At 42.9% G+C, this 21,539-nt stretch carries 24 protein-coding genes; 22 read left to right on the top strand and 2 right to left on the bottom strand.

What is annotated here, in order from left to right; translation table 11 throughout:
* Positions 1-74 precede the first annotated feature (74 nt).
* The 10 genes from RIL182_RS08265 (at position 75) to RIL182_RS08305 (ending at position 8,711) form a co-directional block, all read left to right on the top strand.
* A complete protein-coding gene (locus RIL182_RS08265) occupies positions 75-965 on the top strand; it encodes an RpnC/YadD family protein (protein WP_006856164.1) in 891 nt (296 codons plus the stop codon).
* Between the two features lie 297 nt (positions 966-1,262).
* Positions 1,263-1,742, top strand: a complete 480-nt coding sequence (locus tag RIL182_RS08270; protein ID WP_006856162.1) for a DUF2975 domain-containing protein — start codon at positions 1,263-1,265, stop codon at positions 1,740-1,742.
* Positions 1,743-1,752: 10 nt separating this feature from the next.
* On the top strand, positions 1,753-1,971 hold the full coding sequence (locus tag RIL182_RS08275; protein ID WP_015520555.1) for a helix-turn-helix domain-containing protein: 219 nt from the start codon (positions 1,753-1,755) through the stop codon (positions 1,969-1,971).
* A gap of 26 nt (positions 1,972-1,997) precedes the next feature.
* Complete coding sequence (locus RIL182_RS08280; protein WP_006856160.1) at positions 1,998-3,575, top strand: DUF4153 domain-containing protein; 1,578 nt, start codon at positions 1,998-2,000, stop codon at positions 3,573-3,575.
* A gap of 111 nt (positions 3,576-3,686) precedes the next feature.
* Entirely contained in the window at positions 3,687-4,001 is a 315-nt protein-coding gene (locus RIL182_RS22050; protein WP_006856159.1) for a hypothetical protein, read from the top strand.
* Positions 4,002-4,016: 15 nt separating this feature from the next.
* Positions 4,017-4,898 carry a BMP family ABC transporter substrate-binding protein gene (locus RIL182_RS08285; protein WP_006856158.1) on the top strand — a complete coding sequence of 294 codons (882 nt, stop codon included), beginning with the start codon at positions 4,017-4,019 and terminating at the stop codon, positions 4,896-4,898.
* Positions 4,899-4,910: 12 nt separating this feature from the next.
* Positions 4,911-6,620: a methyl-accepting chemotaxis protein gene (locus tag RIL182_RS08290; protein ID WP_006856157.1), complete on the top strand. Its 1,710-nt coding sequence runs from the start codon at positions 4,911-4,913 to the stop codon at positions 6,618-6,620.
* 27 nt (positions 6,621-6,647) lie between these two features.
* Positions 6,648-7,172, top strand: a complete 525-nt coding sequence (locus RIL182_RS08295) for an NUDIX hydrolase (protein WP_006856156.1) — start codon at positions 6,648-6,650, stop codon at positions 7,170-7,172.
* Positions 7,173-7,340: 168 nt separating this feature from the next.
* Positions 7,341-7,820 carry a methylglyoxal synthase gene (locus tag RIL182_RS08300; protein WP_006856155.1) on the top strand — a complete coding sequence of 160 codons (480 nt, stop codon included), beginning with the start codon at positions 7,341-7,343 and terminating at the stop codon, positions 7,818-7,820.
* Positions 7,821-7,835: 15 nt separating this feature from the next.
* On the top strand, positions 7,836-8,711 hold the full coding sequence (locus RIL182_RS08305) for a DegV family protein (RefSeq protein WP_006856154.1): 876 nt from the start codon (positions 7,836-7,838) through the stop codon (positions 8,709-8,711).
* Positions 8,712-8,852: 141 nt separating this feature from the next.
* Here RIL182_RS08305 and RIL182_RS08310 read toward each other — a convergent pair whose 3' ends face one another.
* Entirely contained in the window at positions 8,853-10,202 is a 1,350-nt protein-coding gene (locus tag RIL182_RS08310) for an MATE family efflux transporter (RefSeq protein ID WP_006856153.1), read from the bottom strand.
* 161 nt (positions 10,203-10,363) lie between these two features.
* On the opposite strand from RIL182_RS08310, the gene RIL182_RS08315 reads away from it, so the two are divergent.
* From RIL182_RS08315 to RIL182_RS08350, 8 genes are all read left to right on the top strand, one after another.
* Positions 10,364-11,245, top strand: coding sequence for a LysR family transcriptional regulator (locus RIL182_RS08315; protein WP_006856152.1), 882 nt, complete (start codon positions 10,364-10,366; stop codon positions 11,243-11,245).
* Positions 11,246-11,363: 118 nt separating this feature from the next.
* Positions 11,364-12,644, top strand: a complete 1,281-nt coding sequence (locus RIL182_RS08320) for an adenylosuccinate synthase (protein WP_006856151.1) — start codon at positions 11,364-11,366, stop codon at positions 12,642-12,644.
* Between the two features lie 18 nt (positions 12,645-12,662).
* Positions 12,663-13,265, top strand: a complete 603-nt coding sequence (locus RIL182_RS08325; protein WP_006856150.1) for an HAD family hydrolase — start codon at positions 12,663-12,665, stop codon at positions 13,263-13,265.
* 308 nt (positions 13,266-13,573) lie between these two features.
* Positions 13,574-14,521: an ABC transporter ATP-binding protein gene (locus RIL182_RS08330; protein ID WP_006856148.1), complete on the top strand. Its 948-nt coding sequence runs from the start codon at positions 13,574-13,576 to the stop codon at positions 14,519-14,521.
* A complete protein-coding gene (locus RIL182_RS08335; protein ID WP_134523228.1) occupies positions 14,521-16,641 on the top strand; it encodes a Gldg family protein in 2,121 nt (706 codons plus the stop codon). The genes RIL182_RS08330 and RIL182_RS08335 overlap by 1 nt, the downstream gene beginning before the upstream one ends.
* A complete protein-coding gene (locus RIL182_RS08340) occupies positions 16,641-17,282 on the top strand; it encodes a DUF4340 domain-containing protein (RefSeq protein ID WP_006856145.1) in 642 nt (213 codons plus the stop codon). The genes RIL182_RS08335 and RIL182_RS08340 overlap by 1 nt, the downstream gene beginning before the upstream one ends.
* 210 nt (positions 17,283-17,492) lie before the next feature.
* Positions 17,493-17,939 (top strand): MarR family winged helix-turn-helix transcriptional regulator, encoded by a 447-nt coding sequence (locus tag RIL182_RS08345; protein WP_006856144.1) that lies wholly within the window; start codon positions 17,493-17,495, stop codon positions 17,937-17,939.
* Entirely contained in the window at positions 17,936-19,291 is a 1,356-nt protein-coding gene (locus tag RIL182_RS08350; RefSeq protein ID WP_006856143.1) for a citrate/2-methylcitrate synthase, read from the top strand. The genes RIL182_RS08345 and RIL182_RS08350 overlap by 4 nt, the downstream gene beginning before the upstream one ends.
* A gap of 19 nt (positions 19,292-19,310) precedes the next feature.
* Here RIL182_RS08350 and RIL182_RS08355 read toward each other — a convergent pair whose 3' ends face one another.
* Positions 19,311-19,526 (bottom strand): hypothetical protein, encoded by a 216-nt coding sequence (locus RIL182_RS08355; RefSeq protein WP_022112888.1) that lies wholly within the window; start codon positions 19,524-19,526, stop codon positions 19,311-19,313.
* Between the two features lie 154 nt (positions 19,527-19,680).
* On the opposite strand from RIL182_RS08355, the gene RIL182_RS21205 reads away from it, so the two are divergent.
* The 4 genes from RIL182_RS21205 (at position 19,681) to RIL182_RS08370 (ending at position 21,386) form a co-directional block, all read left to right on the top strand.
* Entirely contained in the window at positions 19,681-19,848 is a 168-nt protein-coding gene (locus RIL182_RS21205; RefSeq protein WP_006856141.1) for a hypothetical protein, read from the top strand.
* 247 nt (positions 19,849-20,095) lie between these two features.
* The gene (locus RIL182_RS08360; protein ID WP_006856140.1) at positions 20,096-20,599 is read left to right on the top strand and encodes an SEC-C metal-binding domain-containing protein; all 504 of its coding nucleotides are present in this window, start codon (positions 20,096-20,098) and stop codon (positions 20,597-20,599) included.
* A gap of 77 nt (positions 20,600-20,676) precedes the next feature.
* Positions 20,677-20,898 (top strand): hypothetical protein, encoded by a 222-nt coding sequence (locus RIL182_RS08365; protein ID WP_015560703.1) that lies wholly within the window; start codon positions 20,677-20,679, stop codon positions 20,896-20,898.
* 173 nt (positions 20,899-21,071) lie between these two features.
* Entirely contained in the window at positions 21,072-21,386 is a 315-nt protein-coding gene (locus RIL182_RS08370) for a DUF1540 domain-containing protein (protein WP_015560702.1), read from the top strand.
* The last annotated feature ends 153 nt before the right edge of the window (positions 21,387-21,539 follow it).

The following is a 21,539-nucleotide window of genomic DNA, read 5'->3' on the forward strand; positions in this document are numbered from 1 at the left end:
ATCTATGCTTTTTATTCACAAAAATGAAAAGCAGGAGATCTGGATGAGCCTCCTGCACATAGGAGGAACTGAATATGAAGAAGGGTACACAGGTATCAGAAAAGATACCAGCAGCCAACCGTCAGTACAAAGACACCGTATTCCGCATGTTGTTTTCAGAGAAAGAGAACCTTTTATCTTTGTACAATGCAGTAACCGGGAAAGCTTATCAGAACGCAGATGATCTGAAAATCGTCACGCTGGAAAATGCAATCTACATGGGGATGAAAAACGACCTGGCATTTATGTTAGAGACGAATATTTATCTCTACGAGCACCAGTCCACGTTAAATCCCAACATACCGCTGCGGGATCTGATTTACATAGGAATCGAATATCAGCAGTATGTTGATGATAAGTCCTTGTATTCGTCCCGCCTGCAGAAGATACCGGCACCGAAATTTATGGTATTTTATAATGGAACGGATGCAGTGGATGACCGGGTGGAACTTCGACTGTCAAACGCTTATGAGCATCTGGCTGGCGAGCCGGACCTGGAGTTAAAAGCCCTGATGTTAAACGTCAATGAAGGACATAACAAAGAGCTGATGGAGCAGTGTCAGACATTGAAGGAATATGCCATTTATGTAGCGAGAGTCCGCAAATATACATCAGAAATGAACTTAAACGATGCAGTTGCACGGGCAATCGATGAATGTATCAAAGAAGGAATTTTGGTGGAATTTCTTCGGAAGAATCGTTCGGAGGTAAAGATGGTGAGTATTTTGGAATATGATAAAGAGTGGGAAGAGAAAAAACTCCGAAAGGCAGAATATGAGGCTGGCAAAAGTGACGGAATCGAGATCGCAGAAGAGAGAATGATCCATAATATGATTAAGCTGGATTTCCCAATAGAAAAAATTGCAGAAGTAACTGGAAAATCGCCATTGGAAATAGAACAATATTTACAATCGAACAGACAATAAATATTTTAAAAAGATTACGGAAACTGTTGATAAAACTATATAAAAAAATAATGAAATGAACAGTAAATAATAAAATCCTCTGTAAACAGAAAAACAGGTGGCAAATAGCACCTGACTGTTTGCAGAGGATTTTATTATTACTATTTACCAATAAAAATTTATTGTAAAACAATAAAAATATATTGCAAAAGCAAGATATATGTGTATAATAAAGGAAAACAATAAAACCAGAAAGAAAAATCTGGAATCAAAAACAAACTCAAAGAAAAGTGAATCAGATCAGGAGGAGAATCATTTATGCAGCAAAAAGAAATTTCACGGTGGCTAAAAGCAATCACGATTGTACTGGCGCTGATGGGGGCGGTGTTCTTTCTATATATTATGCCGGTACTTGCAATGTCATGGAGGGACGCGGATGAATCACTGGCGTATCTTTTTATGCCGGGGCTGTTGTACGGCTGGTGCATTGCGGTGATCTGTTATGCGATCCTGTACCAGTTCTGGAAAGTATGTGTGCAGATCGGAAAAGACAATTCATTCTCAAAAGAAAATGCAAAATGTTTTCGAAATATCAGTCACTTCGCATTGCTGCTCTCAGTTGTGTGGTTTGCGGGAATTGTTTTTCTGGCAATCTTAGCGGTCAGGCAGCCCGGAATCAGTATTTTTATGATCACCGCAGTTTTGCTTTCGGTCATGATATCTGTTTTGGCAGCGGCATTATCACATCTGGTCCTGAAAGCCTACGAATTAAAACAGGAAAATGAACTTACGATATAAGGAGAGACAAATGGCGATTATCATAAATATAGATGTAATGCTTGCAAAGCGAAAAATGAGTGTAACTGAACTCTCGGAAAAAGTAGGTATTACAATGGCAAATATTTCCATACTAAAAAATGGAAAGGCAAAAGCAATCAAAGTAGACACATTAAACAAGATCTGCCGGGCGTTGGACTGCCAGCCGGGAGATATTTTAGAATATGTTCCATCGGATGATGAAATTTAATATATTGTACGGAATGAAGCAGGAATATGACAGTTTATGAAAAACTGAAGCAGGAACAGGACAGCTTATTGGAAAAGGAAGGGAGCATGAAAATGGATCAGAATCTTACAGTCAGTTACGAGGAGCAGAAAGCGCAGTGGCAGGAAAGAAAAAAACAGCAGCAGAAAGAAAATGCGGGGATTTTTAAAAAACTTGCGCCGGCAAGCCTCATTTACGCACTGATCTATACAGTCTGTATTTACAAAAATATGACAGGTGCCGCAGTACTTCTGTGGGTGGTGGCAACGATCGGATATATCTGTTACATCGTTAAAACGGTAAAGGAAAGAAAAGTTTTTAAAACAACAATAATTTTTGCTGTGTATATGCTGATCCTTGCGGTCAGTACATTTACAACCGGAAATGAGTGGATCATCTGGATGAATTATTGCTGGATATTTGCATTCACGGTGTGTTTCCTGATACGAAATATGGCAGATGAAAACGAATGGAATTTCTGGGATTACCTGTGCGGTGGAGTAAATGCTGTATTTGGAGCAATTGGCAGCATTGCAAGACCATTTGGCGATGGAAACGATTTTGCACGTTTGCGGGAGAAAAAAGAAAATGGCAAAGCGCGTGAGATCCTGATCGGAATTGCAGTAGCGATACCGGTGGTTCTTCTGATCGGTGGATTGTTAATGTCGGCGGATCTGGTATTTTCAAATATGATTGCAAAAGTTTTCGAAGGAATCAGGATACCGGCAAACCTGGCAGGGATTTGTTTCATGTTATGTTTTGGTTTTATTTCATCTTACTGTGGAGTCAGATATACAGCATACAGAAAAGACCGGCAGGACAGGGAAGTAAAAATTCTTACAGAGACGACAGCAATGTTTACGGTTTCGGTCTTAGTGGCGGTATTATATGTGATATTCTGTGGTATACAGATCATATATCTGTTTGGCGGTGGCGGGGAGCTGCCGGCAGGAGTGACCTATGCCGAATATGCAAGGCAGGGATTTTTCCAGCTCCTTGTGGTGTGTATTTTAAATCTGGGGGCGGTTCTTACAATGGAGCATTTCTTTCAGAGGAACAGGGCGGTCGATGCCGTTCTGACGGTGATCTCTGTATGTACGATCATTATGACAGCATCGAGCGGGTGGAGAATGATCCTGTATATCCGGGCATACCAGCTCACATTTTTGCGTGTTGTGGTACTTGTGGCACTGGCAGTGATCACGCTTCTGATGGCAGGGACGATCTGTTATATCTGGAACCGCAGGTTCCCGTTGTTTCAGTATGGAATGGCGGTTGTGTGCGTCAGTTATGTCCTGTTTGCCTTTGCACATGTAGATGCGGGGATTGCCGCCTATGATCTGGCGCAGATCGAAAATGGAAATACTGCGGGAGATTACAGTTATCTCTCCTGTTTATCAACGGATGCGGCACCAGTGATCGCTGAGTACTTAAAAGAACATCCGGACAAGAGTTATTACGGGGATGGAATATATAACTGGAAGTGGGAATATATGCAGGAAAATGACAGGATGAACCAGCCTGTGACGCTCCGGACATTTAATCTGTCTTATCTGCGTGCAAAAAGAATATTTTCAGAAAAATAGGTCATAAGTATCAGATTATTGTCATAAAAATAATATTTATTTACAAATGTTCTCCGGTTTTGTATAATGAAACAAAGATGTTGTGAAAATTTATGATGAGGAGAACAAAAGATGAAAGGAAAAACAGCTGGAAAGATAATTGCACTGTTTGCCGTGGCGGGAATGCTCGCCGGGTGTGGTGGAAAAACAGGTACTACGCCGGATGATTATGCGACAAACGATGGCTATATTACAACGGAAACCGCCGGGAACAGTACAGGCGGTGCACAGTCGGATACCACATCGGGCACGGCAGGAATTTCGAAAGAAAATATAAAAGTCGGCGTGCTTTATATTTCAGATCCGGATGAGGGAAGCGGATATTCTTACACGCATGATCTGGGAATTGTGGGAATGCAGGAAAATCTGGGTTTAAGCGATGATTAGATTGAGAGAAAGATCGTGGATGACTCTGACGCAAAGGCGACGGAGGAAGCAATCGAAGCATGTATTTCGGATGGGTGCAATATTATTTTTACAACCAGCTGGGGGTATATGGAAACAACAGCAGAGATGGCTGAAAAATATCCGGATATTTACTTTTCCCATGGAACCGGTTATATGTCAAATGGAAAGAACTTCAACAATTATTTTGGTCGTATTTACCAGGTAAGGTATTTAAGCGGTATCGTGGCTGGCATGAATACAAAGTCGGATAAGGTCGGCTATGTTGCAGCGCAGGATTCTTCCAATTCGGAGGTGACAGGTGGAATTGATGCATTTGCGATCGGTGTTGCAGCTGTTAACCCGGAGGCAAAGATCTATGTGGCAGTCACAAACAGCTGGGATGATCCGGATAAGGAAAAAGCAGCATCGGAACAGCTGTTGGATATGGGCTGTGATGTGATGGCACAGCATTGTGATACGCCGTATCCGCAGACACTCGCACAGGAACGTGGTGTATATGGTATCGGCTATAACTCAGATATGAGCAAGGAAACACCGGATGCCTGTCTGACGAGTGTTATCTGGAACTGGAGTGCATACTATACTTCGGCAGTTAAGAGTATTATCAATGGAACCTGGGATGGATCAAACTATTATGGAGGTATGGCAGAGGGGCTGGTACAGCTGACGAATCTGGCATCTTTTGCGGCAGAGGGTACGCAGGAGAAGGTGGATGAAGCGACTGCAGAAATTTTAAATGGCAGCAATAATGTTTTTGACGGAGTGATGGAGACAAATACAGGGGAGACGGTTGGAACAGAGAATGGAACCTTAGATGATGCAATGATTACCGGCGGCATTGACTGGTATTATAAAAACGTTGTGATTGTGGACTAGGGGGAGAATGAGATGATGAAATTGACGATTCGAAAAAAAGTTTTATTCTGTTCTTTGATACCGCTGCTTCTGTTAGGAGGAATTATCCTTCTGATCGCGTCCACGATCGTAAAGGGTGCAATTATCGATCAGGTGGAAAATTCATTAAAAGGAACTGCAATCGCGACGCAGGCAGCTTATGACCAGAATGCAGGTACCTATTTGCAGACGGAAAATGGTGATATCTGGAAAGGAAGTTATAACATTTCACAGTCAGAGAATCTGGTGGATACCATCAAACAGGAGTCTGGGATGGATGTGACATTTTTCTATGGATCACAGAGAATCATGACTTCTGCAGTCGACAAAAATGGTGACAGGATTCTGGGAAGTCCGGCGGGTGACAAGGTTGTTGAAAAGGTATTAAATGGTGGTGAGGAATATTTCAGTGATAATGTATCCATGGATGGCACCATATACTATGGCTATTATGTTCCGGTATATCAGAAAGGCGACAGCGGTACTCCGATCGGTATGGTGTTTGCAGGGGCGGAGAAACAGGAAATCTCCCACAGCGTGATACAGATCATTAATACGATCGTAGCCATCGTGCTTGTGGTACTTGTTATCTGTATCATTATCGTGGAGATCAGTGCAACCTCGATCACACGTGCATTAAAGAAAGGAATTGCAAATGTGCAGGAAGTGTCTGCCGGTCATCTTGACGTAGAGTTTGACAAGAAGATCTTAGGGCGGAAAGATGAAGTCGGAGATCTGACCAAAGCGATACAGCATTTACAGAAAGAACTGCAAAAGATCATTAAGGGAATCAAGGAAAGTACCGATATGCTGATGGAAGCATCCAATACTTTAGAGGATACATCCCATCAGACTTACGATGGAATGCGTGAGGTGGAGGCAACGGTAGATTCTATTACAACCGGGGCAAATTTACAGGCAGAGGATGCAAAAAAAGCTTCTGACAATGTAAAATATATGGGAAATCTGATCATTGAGACCGGCAGAGCAGCAGATGAGCTGAATGAAAGTGCAGATCAGATGAAACAGTCCAGTGATGCGGCTGTTGTTACGATCGATGAACTAAAACGAATCAGCGAAGAAGTAAAGGCAGCTGTTGCAACGATCGCGGAACAGACGAAACAGACAAATATTTCAGCACAGAGTATTCAGAAGGCATCGCAGTTTATTTCTGAAATTGCATCCCAGACGAATCTCCTCTCTTTAAATGCCAGCATTGAAGCTGCGCGTGCAGGCGAGGCTGGAAAAGGGTTTGCGGTTGTGGCATCTGAGATACAGAAGCTTGCAGAACAGTCTGATACGGCGAGTGGCAATATCGGCGAAATCGTAAATACACTGATCGGAAACTCCCAGCGTGTGGTTGAGACAATGGGCAAGACACAGGAGATCATTGAAAAACAGAATATGCATATCGAGAGTACGGAGCAGATGGTAAATGGTGTTATGGGTGAGATCGACGCATCTATTGAACGAATTCGCCAGATTGAAACACGTACAAAGAAATTAGAGAGTGCAAGAACAGAGATCATAGATGTCATTGATTCTTTGTCAGAGATTGCACAGCAGAATGTGGAAGGAACCACGCAGACAAGTTCATCCATCACAGAGATTACGGACAGTTTTCAGAATATCAAGGATTCTACCGAAAATCTGCGTAATATGGCGGATATGCTTGCACACAATATCAGACATTTTGATATATGATAAAAATATGGCCTTAAGCTGCAGAATATGGAGACAAAACAGATGGAAGTGCTTGCTGTTTTTGACGAGAAGAATTATGACGACACAACAAAAGTATATGAAAAATATAATGTGCGTGGTGTAATTTTCCGGGATGGAAAGATTGCCATGCAGTGTAGTACGGATGGCGAATATAAGATGCCCGGCGGCGGGATGGAAAAGGGAGAGAGTTTTTTAGAAACCCTTGTGCGTGAGATCCGTGAAGAGACAGGGCTTACCGTTTTAAAAGAGTCTGTGTGTGAACTAGGGGAGATCCTTGAGATGCGCCGCGATATATTTGATCCGTCCTGTAAATATATCTGTCATTCTTACTTTTATTACTGTAAGGTAGGGGAAAAACAGGAGAAACTTCATCTGACACCCAGTGAAGTGGCAAAGGGGTATTATCTTAAGTGGGAGCAGCCGGAGACTGTATACAATACCAATATACGCATAGAAAAGGATCCGTGGATCATTCGTGACACTGCATTTGTGAAGATGATTCTGGATGGAAAAGTAAAATTGCCGGAATAAAAAGGCAAAGAAGAAATCCGGTACATAAAATAATAGAATGTCCGCGGAGCGCGCATTCTATTATTTTTTTGTGGAAGAACGACAAAAAATATGTTATACTTAACAATATGTATTGCAGAAAAACTGATCTGATATGCAATAGATAAAGGCACAGATAAATGACGGAGGATGGCGCATATGAATGAAAATTATGTAACACTTACCATTGGAAAACAGAAAAATATTGCACTGATCGCGCATGATAATAAAAAAGCAGAGCTGATCGCATGGTGCGAAACAAATAAAGAGATCCTGAAAAATCATTTCCTTTGTGGAACAGGGACCACGGCACGTATGATTACAGACCAGACCGGACTTCCGGTTCGTGGATATAACAGCGGCCCTCTTGGTGGAGACCAGCAGATCGGTGCAAAGATCGTTGAGGGAAAAGTAGACTTTGTCATTTTCTTTTCTGATCCATTGACTGCACAGCCTCATGATCCTGATGTAAAGGCACTGCTTCGTATTGCACAGGTATATGATATCCCGATCGCAAACAATAAGGCATCGGCAGACTTTATGATCAGATCTGAATATATGAATGAAGAGTATGAGCATGAGGTGATCAACTTCAAAGAAAACATCAAAAAACGCTCAGAGACATTATAAGGGGGAACATTTTTCATGAGCAAAGTAGCAATCGTATCAGACAGCAACAGCGGAATCACGCAGAGTATGGCAAAGGAACTTGGAGTTACTGTAATGCCGATGCCTTTTTTTGTGGGAGATAAGACACTGTATGAAGATATCGATCTGTCACAGGAAGAGTTTTACCAGATGCTTTCCGAGAAGACAGACATCCATACATCCATGCCGCTTGTAGGAAATGTGACAGATACCTGGGATGAATTGTTAAAAGAGTACGATGAGATCGTACATATCCCAATGTCGTCCGGACTTAGTGGTTCCTGTGAGACAGCCATGATGCTTTCCCGGGATTATGATGGAAAGGTGCAGGTGGTGAACAATCAGAGAATTTCTGTTACACAGCGCCAGTCTGTTTTAGATGCACTTGCGCTTGCAAAACAGGGAAGAACTGCATCTGAGATCAAGACAATTTTAGAGCGTGATAAATTTGAATCATCGATTTACATTATGGTGGACACGCTGTATTATCTGAAAAAAGGCGGCAGGATCACACCAGCTGCTGCCGCGCTTGGAACACTGTTAAAATTAAAACCGGTGCTTCAGATTCAGGGTGAAAAATTAGATGCATTTGCCAAGGCAAGAACGGTAAAACAGGCAAAGAGTATCATGATTGAGGCAATGAAGAATGATTTTGCCAACCGGTTTAACGATCCGAACGGAGAGCATATGTATCTTGAGATGGCATATACGCATGATTTAGAAGCGGCAGAAAACTTCAAGAAAGAAGTGCAGGAGGCATTTCCGGGGATGGAGATCCGTATGGATCCGCTTTCACTTAGCATTTCCTGCCATATCGGACCGGGAGCGTTAGCAGTGGCATGTTCAAGAAAGATTCCAGAGCTGGAAGCGTAATAGAAAAATAAAAGAGAACAGAGAGAAAAGCCAGATAAAGCAATCGCCTGAAATCTGAATTACAAGAGATAATTCGGATCTCAGGCGATTTTTACCTATAGAAATTAAAAGTCCTTTGCAGACAGAAAAATTTCACGCTGTTTAGGCTGGAGAATTGCTGTGCTGCCGTATCTTTTTGCTTTTCCAAATGATATAAGTGATCATCAGAGGAATACCGGCGCCCACCCAGGCAGCAGGATCAGCAAGGCAGATCCCCTGATAACCGAGTGGTTTCTGCAGGAGTGCGATCGCAACAAAGCGGCATACCAGCTCGATCACGCCACTCAACATTGGAACAAGTCCTTCGCCTAATCCCTGTAAGGCATTGCGGTATAAAAAGATCATGGCAAGCGGGAGGAAAAACCAGCTTACTGTTTTTAAATACATCATGGCATAGGAGAAAATCTCATCGGAAGGATTGCTTACAAACCAGCTTACGATAAATTCTCCACCGAAAATACAGATGGCAGCACCGATGGCTGCAGCAGCGATACAGATGAAAAATCCTTTGCGCATACCGTCGAAAATACGGTCGTATTTTCCTGCACCGAGATTCTGACCACAGTAGGTTGCCATGGCGGTGCCGAGCGTCGGCATGGTCTGAGTTGCGATATTGTTGACTTTAGAAGCGGCTGTAAAGGAAGCAACCACACTGGAACCAAACACGTTGACAGCACTCTGTAAGATCATGGTTCCAATGGCGGTGATGGAGTAATTTAATGCCATTGTGATACCGATCGAGAGCATGTTAATGACACCCGGGCGATCCAGATAATAGTCCGCTTTTGTTGTGCGAAGGATCTCAAACTGCTGGAACATATGGATAAAACATAAAATTGCGGAGATTCCCTGCGCAATGATGGTGGCATAGGCGGCACCGGCGGTTCCTGCTTTCAGCACGATAATAAATAAAAGATCCAGTACCACATTTAATATAGAAGAAAAGATCAAAAAGTAGAGCGGTGTTTTGCTGTCTCCAATACCTCTTAAGATACCGGCAGATACATTGTAGAGCATTGTTAAGATGATACCTGCAAAAATGACCTTGATGTAAGCATCTGCCATGGATAAGATATTATCCGGTGTATGCATCCAGACTAAAAACAGGCGGGAAGCGGCAACGGTCGGAATCGTAAGAATTGCAGATACGATCACGGTTAAGATCAGGGAGAGTGCAACGTAGTGTTTTAACAAGCGAAAATCTTTTGCACCGAAGGCATGCGAAATCATGACACCGAATCCCTGTGCGATTCCGGTGGCAAAGCCGAGCACTAAAAACATGATACATCCGGTGGAACCGACGGCAGCAAGTGCATCTTCGCCGAGGTATCTTCCCACGATGATCGTGTCTACCATATTATAAAATTGCTGGAACAGATTTCCTAATAAAACCGGAATGGAAAAAAGCAGTATGATTTTTAATGAACTGCCGGTGGTCATATCTTTTGTCATGCTACTGGAAACTCCTTTCAAACTTTGGTATGATGTAATTATTCAGTGCACATATATGCAGTATAATGTAATAAACATGTAAGGCTTAGTATACGTCACAAAAATCAGAAATACAAGCGGAAAATAAGACTTTTTTCCTAATTTTTTTAAGGGAGAATCAGATGGACATTAATTTGGAATACTATAAGATATTTTATTATACGGCAAAGCAGAAAAGTGTTACGTTAGCGGCAGAAAAACTGTCAATCTCACAGCCGGCAGTCAGCCAGGCGATCAAGCATTTAGAGAAGGATCTTGGCTGTGCATTGTTTGTAAGAATGGCAAAGGGAGTACGTCTGACCAAGGAGGGTGAGATGCTGTTTTCCTATGTGGAACGCGGCTATGAGGCGATTCTTTCCGGAGAAAAAAGACTTCTTGAGATGCTAAACCTTGAAAAGGGAGAAATCTGCATCGGTGCAAGTGATATGACATTAAAATATTATCTGCTTCCATATTTAGAGCGGTTTCATGAAAAATATCCCAATATCCGCGTGACCGTGACCAATGCGCCAACACCGGAAACTTTACAGCATCTTGCGGATGGCAGGATCGATTTTGGAATCGTGAGCTCTCCGGTGGAGCCGCAGGGATGGCTTAAGATCATCCCGGTCAAAGAGATCCGCGACGTTTTTGTGGCAGGGAAAAAATACAAAGAGCTCTGTGGGAGAAAGATGCAATACAAAGAACTTTCGGAATATCCGCTGATGTGTTTAGAGGGAAGCACCTCGACGAGACATTATGTGGAGGCATTTTTAGAAGAAGAAGGTGTGACGGTGTCCCCGGAATTTGAACTTGCCACCAGTGATATGCTGATTCAGTTTGCGCTCCGCAATCTTGGGATCGCAAGTGTGATGGAAGAGTTTGCAAAAGAGTATGAGGAGGATGGCAGGCTTTTTAAGCTGCAGTTTGAAAAAGAAATTCCGGCACGAAAATTCTGTATCGTATTAAATGAGAGGATCCCGATGTCTGCGGCTGCGGCAAAGCTTTTAAAAGGACTTTTATAAATTCACATAATGAATGATTATATCAGATATAAAGAATATTAATTTTACTTATAGAGAAACATCATGTATAATCAGTAAGTAAACAGGAATAGCATAGAGAAACTAGGAGGATATTCAAATGGTAAAAGCAGTCGTTGGAGCCAACTGGGGCGATGAAGGAAAAGGAAAGATCACAGATATGCTTGCGAAGGAAGCAGATATTATCGTACGTTTCCAGGGTGGTGCAAATGCAGGTCATACGATCGTAAATGATTACGGAAAGTTTGCACTTCACACATTACCGTCAGGTGTATTTTACGGACACACCACAAGCGTGATCGGCAATGGTGTCGCTTTAAATATTCCGGTACTTATGAAAGAGATCCAGTCTATCGTGGAGCGAGGCGTTCCGAAGCCAAAGATTTTAGTTTCAGACCGTGCACAGATGGTTATGCCTTACCACATTCTGTTTGACCAGTATGAGGAGGAGCGTTTAGGCGGAAAATCTTTCGGTTCCACAAAGTCAGGTATCGCACCATTTTACTCTGATAAATACGCAAAGATCGGTTTCCAGGTCAGCGAGTTATTTGACGAGGAGCTGTTAAAAGAAAAAGTTGTCCGTATTGCAGAGACAAAGAATGTACTCTTAGAGCATTTATATCATAAACCACTGATCAACCCGGATGAATTATTAGAGACATTACATGAGTACCGCGATACCATCGCACCTTATGTATGTGATGTTTCTTCTTATCTGGATCAGGCAATCAAAGAAGGAAAGACTATTTTATTAGAGGGACAGCTTGGAACTTTAAAAGATCCGGATCACGGAATCTATCCGATGGTTACATCTTCCTCTACACTGGCAGCGTATGGTGCAATCGGTGCAGGTATCCCGCCATATGAGATCAAACAGATCGTGACTGTATGTAAAGCATACTCTTCCGCAGTCGGAGCAGGTGCATTTGTCAGCGAGATCTTCGGTGATGAGGCAGATGAACTCAGAAGACGCGGTGGTGACGGCGGTGAGTTCGGTGCAACCACAGGACGTCCGAGACGTATGGGATGGTTCGACTGTGTAGCAAGTAAATATGGCTGCCGTCTGCAGGGAACCACAGATGTTGCATTTACCGTACTCGATGTACTTGGCTACTTAGATGAGATCCCGGTATGTGTTGGATATGAGATCGACGGTGAAGTGACAACAGATTTCCCGACCACAGCAAAATTAGAGAAAGCAAAACCGGTATTAAAGAACCTTCCGGGATGGAAATGTGATATCCGTGGAATCAAGAAATATGAGGATCTTCCGGAAAACTGCAGAAAATATGTAGAGTTCATCGAGGAACAGATCGGCTACCCGATCACAATGGTTTCAAACGGACCGGGAAGAGACGATATCATTTACCGTAGCAAATAGGAAAAAGGACTATCCGATATGATAAAAAATATTATTTTTGACGTAGGAATGGTGTTAGTCAACTGGGATCCGCATGCGGCGTTTCAGGAGTTAGGTTTTGATGAAAAGACAGAGGAGGCGGTTGGAAATGCGACCGTTTACTCTGATGCCTGGAATGAATCAGACCGCAGTGTTCTGGATGCAGAGGAGCAGCTTGCTGTATTTGTCCAAAATGCGCCGGAATATGAAAAAGAGATCTGCCTGTTCTGGGAAAATGTTGCACGGGCAATTTATCAGTACGATTATTCGCGCGCATGGATCCGGGAGCTGAAACAGAAAGGTTACCATGTGTATATCCTTTCCAATTACGGAAAATGGACTTATGAACATACAGCGGAAGCTCTTTCATTTCTTTCGGATGTGGACGGACAGGTATTTTCCTTTGAAGTTCATCAGATCAAGCCGGAACCGGAGATCTATCGGACACTGTTAGACAAATTTAACCTTGTGGCAGATGAATGTGTATTTTTAGATGACCGCAGGGAAAATATCGAAGCAGCGGAAACACAGGGTATTCATACCGTGTTGTTTACGACGTATCAGGATGCTTTGGAAAAATTAAAAACATATGGTGTTATGTAGGAAATGGTACATGACTGCATAAAATCGTATCACAGGAAGAGATACAGGATAAGAGCAGCTTTCACGGATGTGGAGGCTGCTTTTATTTATGATAATAGAATGCTCGCAGAGTGTGCATTCTATTATTCATGACAATAGAATGCTCGCAGGGTGTGCATTCTATTGTATATGTTCACACTTTTATCACAGATTCATCCTCCTTTAAACACAATTACACGTTACTCTTATAAAGTAATAATTTGGTTACTGGTCACACGATAAGTGCGGATAGTGGCATATATTGAGAATGAAATAAGGAGGAGAGAAACGTGATTGAGATCAATCATCTGGTAAAAAAATATGGCAGTCATGTTGCTGTTGATGATCTGTCGCTCACGGTAGAGCCGGGTAAAATCTATGGTTTTCTGGGCCCGAACGGAGCCGGAAAATCAACAACGATGAACATTATTACCGGCTACCTTGCAGCGACATCCGGTGAGGTAAAGATCAACGGATTTGATGTGTTAAAACAGCCGGAGGAAGCAAAAAAGTGTGTGGGGTATCTGCCGGAACTGCCGCCTCTTTATATGGATATGACGGTAAAAGAATATCTGGATTTTGTGGCTGAATTAAAGAAGATAGAGAAAAGCCTGCGGGCAGGATATGTGAAGGAAGCCATGAAAATTACAAAAACAGAGGAAGTATCGGGAAGACTGATCCGTAACCTGTCAAAAGGTTACCGCCAGAGAGTCGGTTTTGCGCAGGCAGTACTTGGATATCCGGAAATACTGATCTTAGATGAGCCGACCGTAGGATTGGACCCGAAACAGATCATAGAGATCAGGGATCTCATCAAGGAACTTGGAAAGAAACATACGATCATACTAAGTTCCCATATTTTGTCTGAAATCTCTGCTGTCTGTGATCATGTATTTATTATTTCGCACGGAAAACTCGTTGCCAGTGATTCCACGGAGAATCTGTTAGAGCGGATGACCGGTGCACAGGAGATCGAGCTGCTAGTGAAAGCAGAGGAAGATACTGCGGAAACAGCGATCCGTGAGGTCGCACAGGTGGAGCGGTGTGAAAAAACAGAGTCGAAAGAGGATGGCGCGGTACAGCTTCTTGTGACGGCAAAAAAAGATGCGGATGTACGCGAGGCGATTTATCACACCTGCGTGGAACACCATATGCCGATCTTAGAGATGAAGGCAGCATCGAAGTCCTTAGAGGATGTATTCCTTGAACTCACATCACAGGAAGGAGGAACAAAATAATGTTTGCAATTTTTAAACGTGAGATCAGATCCTATTTCCAGACTGTGGTGGGATGGCTTTTTATTGCAGCAGTACTCGCTTTATATGGATTGTATTTTTATGCTTATAACTTAAGGTCCGGTTCGCCTTATGTTTCGTATTCGCTTTCCGCAGTTTCATTTATTGTGATGATTGCGGTACCGGTACTTACCATGCGGAGCTTTGCGGAGGAACGGCATACAAAGACAGATCAGCTGATGTTAACTTCCCCGGTTCCGCTTGGAAAGATCGTGTTTGGCAAATATCTTGCCATGGTCGGAGTTTTCTCCATTGCAATGATCGTTGTTGCGCTGACACCGTTATTTTTATCCATTTATGGTTCCGTGCCGCTTGGAGAAAGCTATGTGGCGGTTTTGGGATTCTGGCTGTATGGCTGCGCATGTATTGCGATCGGTATGCTGATGTCAGTGGTAACGGAAAGTCAGGTTATCGCAGCAGTGCTTGGATTTGCAGCACTGTTTCTTGGTTACATGATGTCGAGTATTACCAGCATGATCTCACAGAGCGGTAATCTTCTGACAAAAATATTAAACGCATATGATTTGTACACACCGTTGGATAAATTTATGAATGGCTGCTTAGACCTCACAGGCGTGATCTATTTTCTGTCGGTGATCGGAATCTGCCTGTTTTTGAGCTGCCAGCTGATCCAGAAACGCAGATATTCGGTTAGCACCAAAAAGATCGCTCCGGGGGCATTTTCCATCGGAATGATCGTTGTCGCCTTTGCCATTGCGGTTGTTGTGAACCTGGTGGCAAATGAGCTGCCGTCCACGGTCACAGCAATCGATGCGACATCCACAAAGTTGTACTCCATTACGGATACGACAAAAGATTACTTAAAGACACTGGATCAGGATGTCAATATTTATGTGCTTGCAGCAGAGAAAAATGCGGACAGTACGCTTTCAGAGACATTACAGCGATATGAGGATCTGTCCGGTCATGTAAAAGTAAGCTATGTTAATCCGTCGACCAATCCGACATTTTTCCAGAAGTATACGACGGATGCACCTACTTCGAACAGTCTGATTGTTGCGAGTGATGCACGCTCCAGAGTGATCGATTATAACGATATTTATGAGTACTCCTATGATTATTCTTCCTATTCAAGAAGCCTTGATGGATATGATGCCGAGGGACAGATCACAAGTGCACTCCAGTATGTGACCAAAGATTCGAGCGAGCTGCCGGTTGTCTATGAGATCACAGGACACGGGGAAACTTCGCTTTCCGGCGGATTTTCGGAAGCAATCGAGAAGGCGAATATGACACTCACGGAGCTGACATTGTTAAAAGAGGAGGCTGTGCCGGATGATGCATCAGCAATCATTATCAACGCACCGACTTCGGATTTCTCCGCAGATGATGCAAAGAAAGTGACCGATTATCTGGAAAAAGGCGGAAAAGCGCTGATCACGACCAATTTCCAGTACAAGGATCTGACGAACTTTGAAAGTATTTTAAAAGCATACGGCATTGAGCGTGTGGATGGTATTGTCATGGAGAACGACAGTTCCTACTATTACAATAACATTCCATACTATCTGCTTCCGGAAGTAGAGAGCAGCGATTACACATCTTCTGTCAGCGGAAAATATATTTTTGCACCGTACAGCGAAGCGTTCAGTTATGACGGGTCTTCCGATAATGTGACATATACCGCATTGCTGCAGACAACCGATAAGGCGGTATCAAAGATTGATGCAGATAATGCAACAACATCTGAAAAAGAAGACGGAGATATTGAAGGACCATTTACGATCGCACTTGCGGCGGCAAAGACAGAAAATGATACATCATCCCAGGTCGTTGTGGCAGGTTCTATGGAGTTATTTACGGATTCCACAGACCAGATCGTATCGGGAAGCAACGTATCGATGTTTACTGATATCATGACGAATCTGACCAGCGGGGAGGATGATAATACCAGCGTTATTCCGGTAAAAGACTATAAGATGAGCACGATCACGATCACTTCAATTTCTACAATTATTGGTGGACTGGCAGCAAGTATTTTTATACCGGTTGTACTGATTATTATCGGAGTTGTGATCTGGGCAGTAAGGAGGAAAAAATAATGCAGAAACAGAAAAAACAGATGATCGTTCTGGTCATTTTGCTGATCCTGCTGATCCTTGCGTATATAGGCGTCCATTTTTACAGTAAAAAACAGGAAGAAAAGGAAAATGCCAAAGAAGAGGCGGAAAAGATCCAGGTGACGGATCTTGAGGTCTCTGATATCACACAGTTTTCTTATGTGCTGGATGGAACAACACTTTCCTTTACAAAAAATGGAACAGAGTGGACCTATGACGGGGATCAGTCGGTTGATATTGATGAGAGCGCTTTGGAGACACTTTTAAATAAGGCATCAGCGATCACGGCATCAGACGAGGTTACAGAGTATGATGACCTGGCGGACTTTGGGCTGGATGATCCTGCTAATACGGTTACGTTAAAAACGGATTCCGGGCTAACGACGATCTACATTGGCAGCCAGAATGAGATCACGAATGAGTATTATCTGAAAACGGGCGACAGTGATACCATATATGTTGTGGACAGCGCGCCAGCGACCGGATTTGATAAGAGCGTCGAAGATCTGACCGCAAAAGCAGATGATACGGAAACTGAGGCAGAAGAGCCATCGGAGGCCGTGGATGAAACGGAGACAGCGACCGTGGTGCCGAATGAAACAGAGGAAACGGAAACGAAGTAAGAGAGTGAAATGACAAATCTGAATCACAGAGATGAAAATACCGGATTGTATATGTGCAGTCCGGTATTTTAAGTTCATAAATTTTTAATTTGACACTTTTGGAAAAAAGAGGTAACATGAATGTGAGAAAGTTCATTAACGAACTAATTCGAACCGCAAAGCAGGAAATAAAAAGTTATTTACCGGAAGAAAAAAGAATGTGGAGCAGGGATGATGTACAGTGAGTATGAAATATTTGGAACCAACCAGCAGATGAGAAAAGTGATCGAGCAGGCATGTGAACGGCTGATGGAGACCTATGGACTGCGCCATGTGGAGCTGGATATCCTTTATCTGATTTCCCATGAGAAACAGAAGGATACCGCAAAGGATCTGATCGAGATACAGCATTTGTCCAAGGCCCATATTTCAAAATCGGTGGACAATTTAAAACAGCATGGATATATTGAGCTGGTTGCTGATGAGGCGGATCACAGGAAAATACACATTCGTATGACTGGTAAGGCAAAACCTGTGCTGGAAGAGTTTGAACAGATCCGGGCAGATATTTTAGAGCGTCTGTTTGCGGGCGTGACAGAAGAAGAACGAAGCTGCTTAAAGCGGGTAATGGGCAAGATCATGAAGAATATTCAGGCAGAACAGGAGGATGGGACATGAACCAATATGGAGATTTTGGAAAAGAAACGGAAGAACTGATGACAATATGTGAACGTAATGACAGAATCCCGCCGGAGCTGTTTAAGGAGTTCGGTGTAAAACGTGGTTTGAGAGATGTGGATGGAACCGGTGTGCTTGCGGGGATCAGCAATATTTCAAGGATCGATGCGTTTAAAACGGAGGATGGGAAAAAGGTTCCGTGTGACGGACAGCTCTGGTACCGCGGTTACAATGTGATCGACCTGATCCATGGATTTGAGGGAAAACGTTTTGGATTCGAGGAAGTGGCATACCTGCTCTTGTTTGGCGAACTGCCGGATGCTGCAAAATTAGGGGCATTTAAGAGCATGTTAGAAGAGTGCAGACAGCTTCCGACAAACTTTACCAGAGATGTCATTATGAAAGCACCGAGCAAGGATATCATGAATTCGCTGACGAGAAGCGTGCTGACACTTGCTTCCTATGATGAGACGATCGCTGATCAGGAGCTGCATACGCAGTTAGAACAGTGCATCAAGCTGATCAGTGTATTCCCGATGCTTGCGGTGTACGGTTACCATGCATACAACCATTATATCTGTGATGACAGCCTTTATATCCACCGTCCGCAGGAGGGATTGTCCGCAGCAGAGAATCTGCTCCTTATGCTTCGCCCGGATAAGGCGTACACGGAACTGGAAGCGCGCGTGCTTGACATTGCGCTGGTACTTCATATGGAACACGGTGGTGGAAATAACTCTACGTTTACAACAAGGGTTGTGACCTCATCCGGATCCGATACATACTCTGTCATGGCAGCGGCACTTTCTTCCTTAAAAGGACCAAAGCACGGCGGCGCCAATATCAAAGTAGTGGAAATGATGGATGATATGAGAAATCATGTGAAGGACTGGGGAGACAGAGACGAAGTTAAAAACTATTTGGAACAGCTTGTCGACAAACAGGCATTTGACCGCAAAGGCCTGATCTATGGTATGGGTCATGCCGTTTATTCTCTTTCCGATCCGAGAGCGCGCGTATTCAAAAGCTTTGTGGAAAGGCTCGCGGTGGCGAAGGGAAGAGAAAAAGATTTTGCATTATACAGTATGGTAGAAAATCTTGCACCGGAAGTGATCGCGGAAAAACGCCATATCTATAAGGGGGTTTCAGCCAATGTGGACTTTTACAGTGGATTTGTATACAGTATGTTAGACATCCCGTTAGAGCTTTATACCCCGATCTTTGCGATCGCCCGTATTGTCGGATGGAGCGCGCACCGCATGGAAGAGCTGGTAAATATGGATAAAATCATTCGTCCTGCATACCGGAGCATCATGCCGGAGAAAGCATATGTGCCGTTAGAAGAGCGATAAAAAAATGAGCAGAGGAAAATTAATCTTCCTTCTGCTCATGATTTTTCTTGACCATCTTATATACAAAAGAATATGCCCAGATCAGCACCGGGATGATCACGGTTGCATAAACAGAGGCCATCAGCATATCCATATAGTTCTCATTGGAAGAGAGTGCACAGACGATGGTGGAAATATAAAGACCGGCTAAGATAATTGCGCCAAGAATGGCAAGAATACGTTTTATTTTTTTCAAATCCAACCCTCCAGTTTTTAGTGTACTTATCGGCATATTGTTCGCAAAATGCCGGAAATATATTAAGATTATCCTAGCCGAAAGTGACGGAAGAGTCAAGATGCAAACATCGTGAACAGAGATTTCACTTTAAAAAATAAAAGCCCCTGAAAGCATGTCGAAAAGACTGAAAAACTGTATCAGTGGAAGGATTCCAAAAGTTGATGCAGTCCGCGACCTTCTCTCCAGAATAAACCCGGATGAAATACGCAGCATACATGAAGAAATGATTGATATCATAAAACGTAACCGGGTATTCCGGGAAGGAACGATAGGCGGATAGAAAATCAGCAGAAGAAATATATAGGGAAAAAGCAGGGGGAATTTTGCGCGTATTGACCAGGAACGAAGGGTAACCGCAGATGGAATGCTGATAACTGGATTATTTATAAAAATGCATAGATAAAAAAGTTAAAAGCGAAATCCCTGCATCGTGAATTAATGAATTGCAAAAACAGCAGATATTTGCTATAATAATATATGCATGTTAAATGCAACCACAATTCACATAGAAAACGAGGAAACAGACTATGGCATTATTAGAACAGTGGCAGAAAATTGCCTATAATGAGAAAACAGACAGAGGGGAATTACAGAGATTCTGGCAGAGATATTTCCTTTTGGAAAAAGGCGTATATGAGAAGCTTCTTACGAACCCGGATGAGAAGGTCGAGGGAACGGTAAAAGAGCTTGCTGATAAATATAATCTGAGCGTCATGGAGATGACAGGTTTTCTGGATGGAATCAATGACAGCTTAGTAGAGCCGAATCCAATCGATACCATGGAGGAGGATACAAAAGTAAGTCTTGCATTTGACAAAGAAAAATTATACAAAAACATGGTAGATGCTAAGGCTGACTGGCTGTATGAGCTTCCACAGTGGAATGAGATCTTCGATGGCGAAACAAAGAGAAGACTGTACTTAGAGCAGAAGAAGTCCGGAACTGTTATTGTCGGAAAGAAAATCGGACGTAACGATCCATGCCCATGTGGATCCGGTAAAAAATATAAATACTGCTGCATGAATAAATAAGTAAAACAAAATCCCGGTGTTTTGAATGATATCAGAACACAGGGATTTTTATGTATCTGAAAGGAGAAATTATCATTATGAAAAAAATAAAAGAATTTTTTGCGGATATGACGGAAACTGTTTCTGTCACAAAACTGGATGGAACTTTGATCGTTGCGATCGCAGCGCTTTCCGGCGTGATCATCGGGATGCTGATCTCACCGCGCAAAAATGCAAAATATGGCTGTGGTAACGGTACGACTTATATTACCAACAATGGAGAAGATGACTGGGACTGGGATGACGAGGATACAGAATAAAAATTGTCATAAAAACCAGATATTGTCATAAAAAGAAAACCTGTAAACGCTGTTTCAAAGCATAAATCAGACAAAGGGAGAGAGAATAATACAAGACAGTCAGATCATTACGGAAGAAATGATAAAAATACGAAGGACTGTCCCCTTTTTCATGAGGGAGAAAAGGAGAAAAAATGACAATTCTGGATTGTTCGGTAACAGGCTGTATGTACAACGAGGCAAACTGCTGCCACAAAGGTAATATCAAGGTGGAAGGAGAAGACGCAAAAGAAAGTGAAGATACCTGCTGCGGAAGTTTTGCGGAACGTGGGGACCGATGCGCAAAAAACGTAACGGGAGATGCACCGAAAAATATTGAAGTGGCATGTTGTGCTGCGAACTGTGTTTTTAATAAGGAAGAGAAATGCAGCGCAGACCATATCGGTATCGCGGGTGGTAATGCCTGCAACTGCAGAGAAACGGAATGCGCAAGTTTCTGCTGCGGCTAAGAAGTTTTTGCGCCAGCGGTAACAAGGACGGTAAAACCGGAGATTTTGTATAGAAGTCTCCGGTTTTTCTTATAGCGGAATCTTTAGAAATCTGACATAGAATGCACAGAAAAAATTCAGGTAATCTTAACTTGTATTTTGGTTAGATGAGAC

Origin of the sequence: Roseburia intestinalis L1-82, assembly GCF_900537995.1 — a bacterium.
GTDB classification, from domain to species: domain Bacteria; phylum Bacillota; class Clostridia; order Lachnospirales; family Lachnospiraceae; genus Roseburia; species Roseburia intestinalis.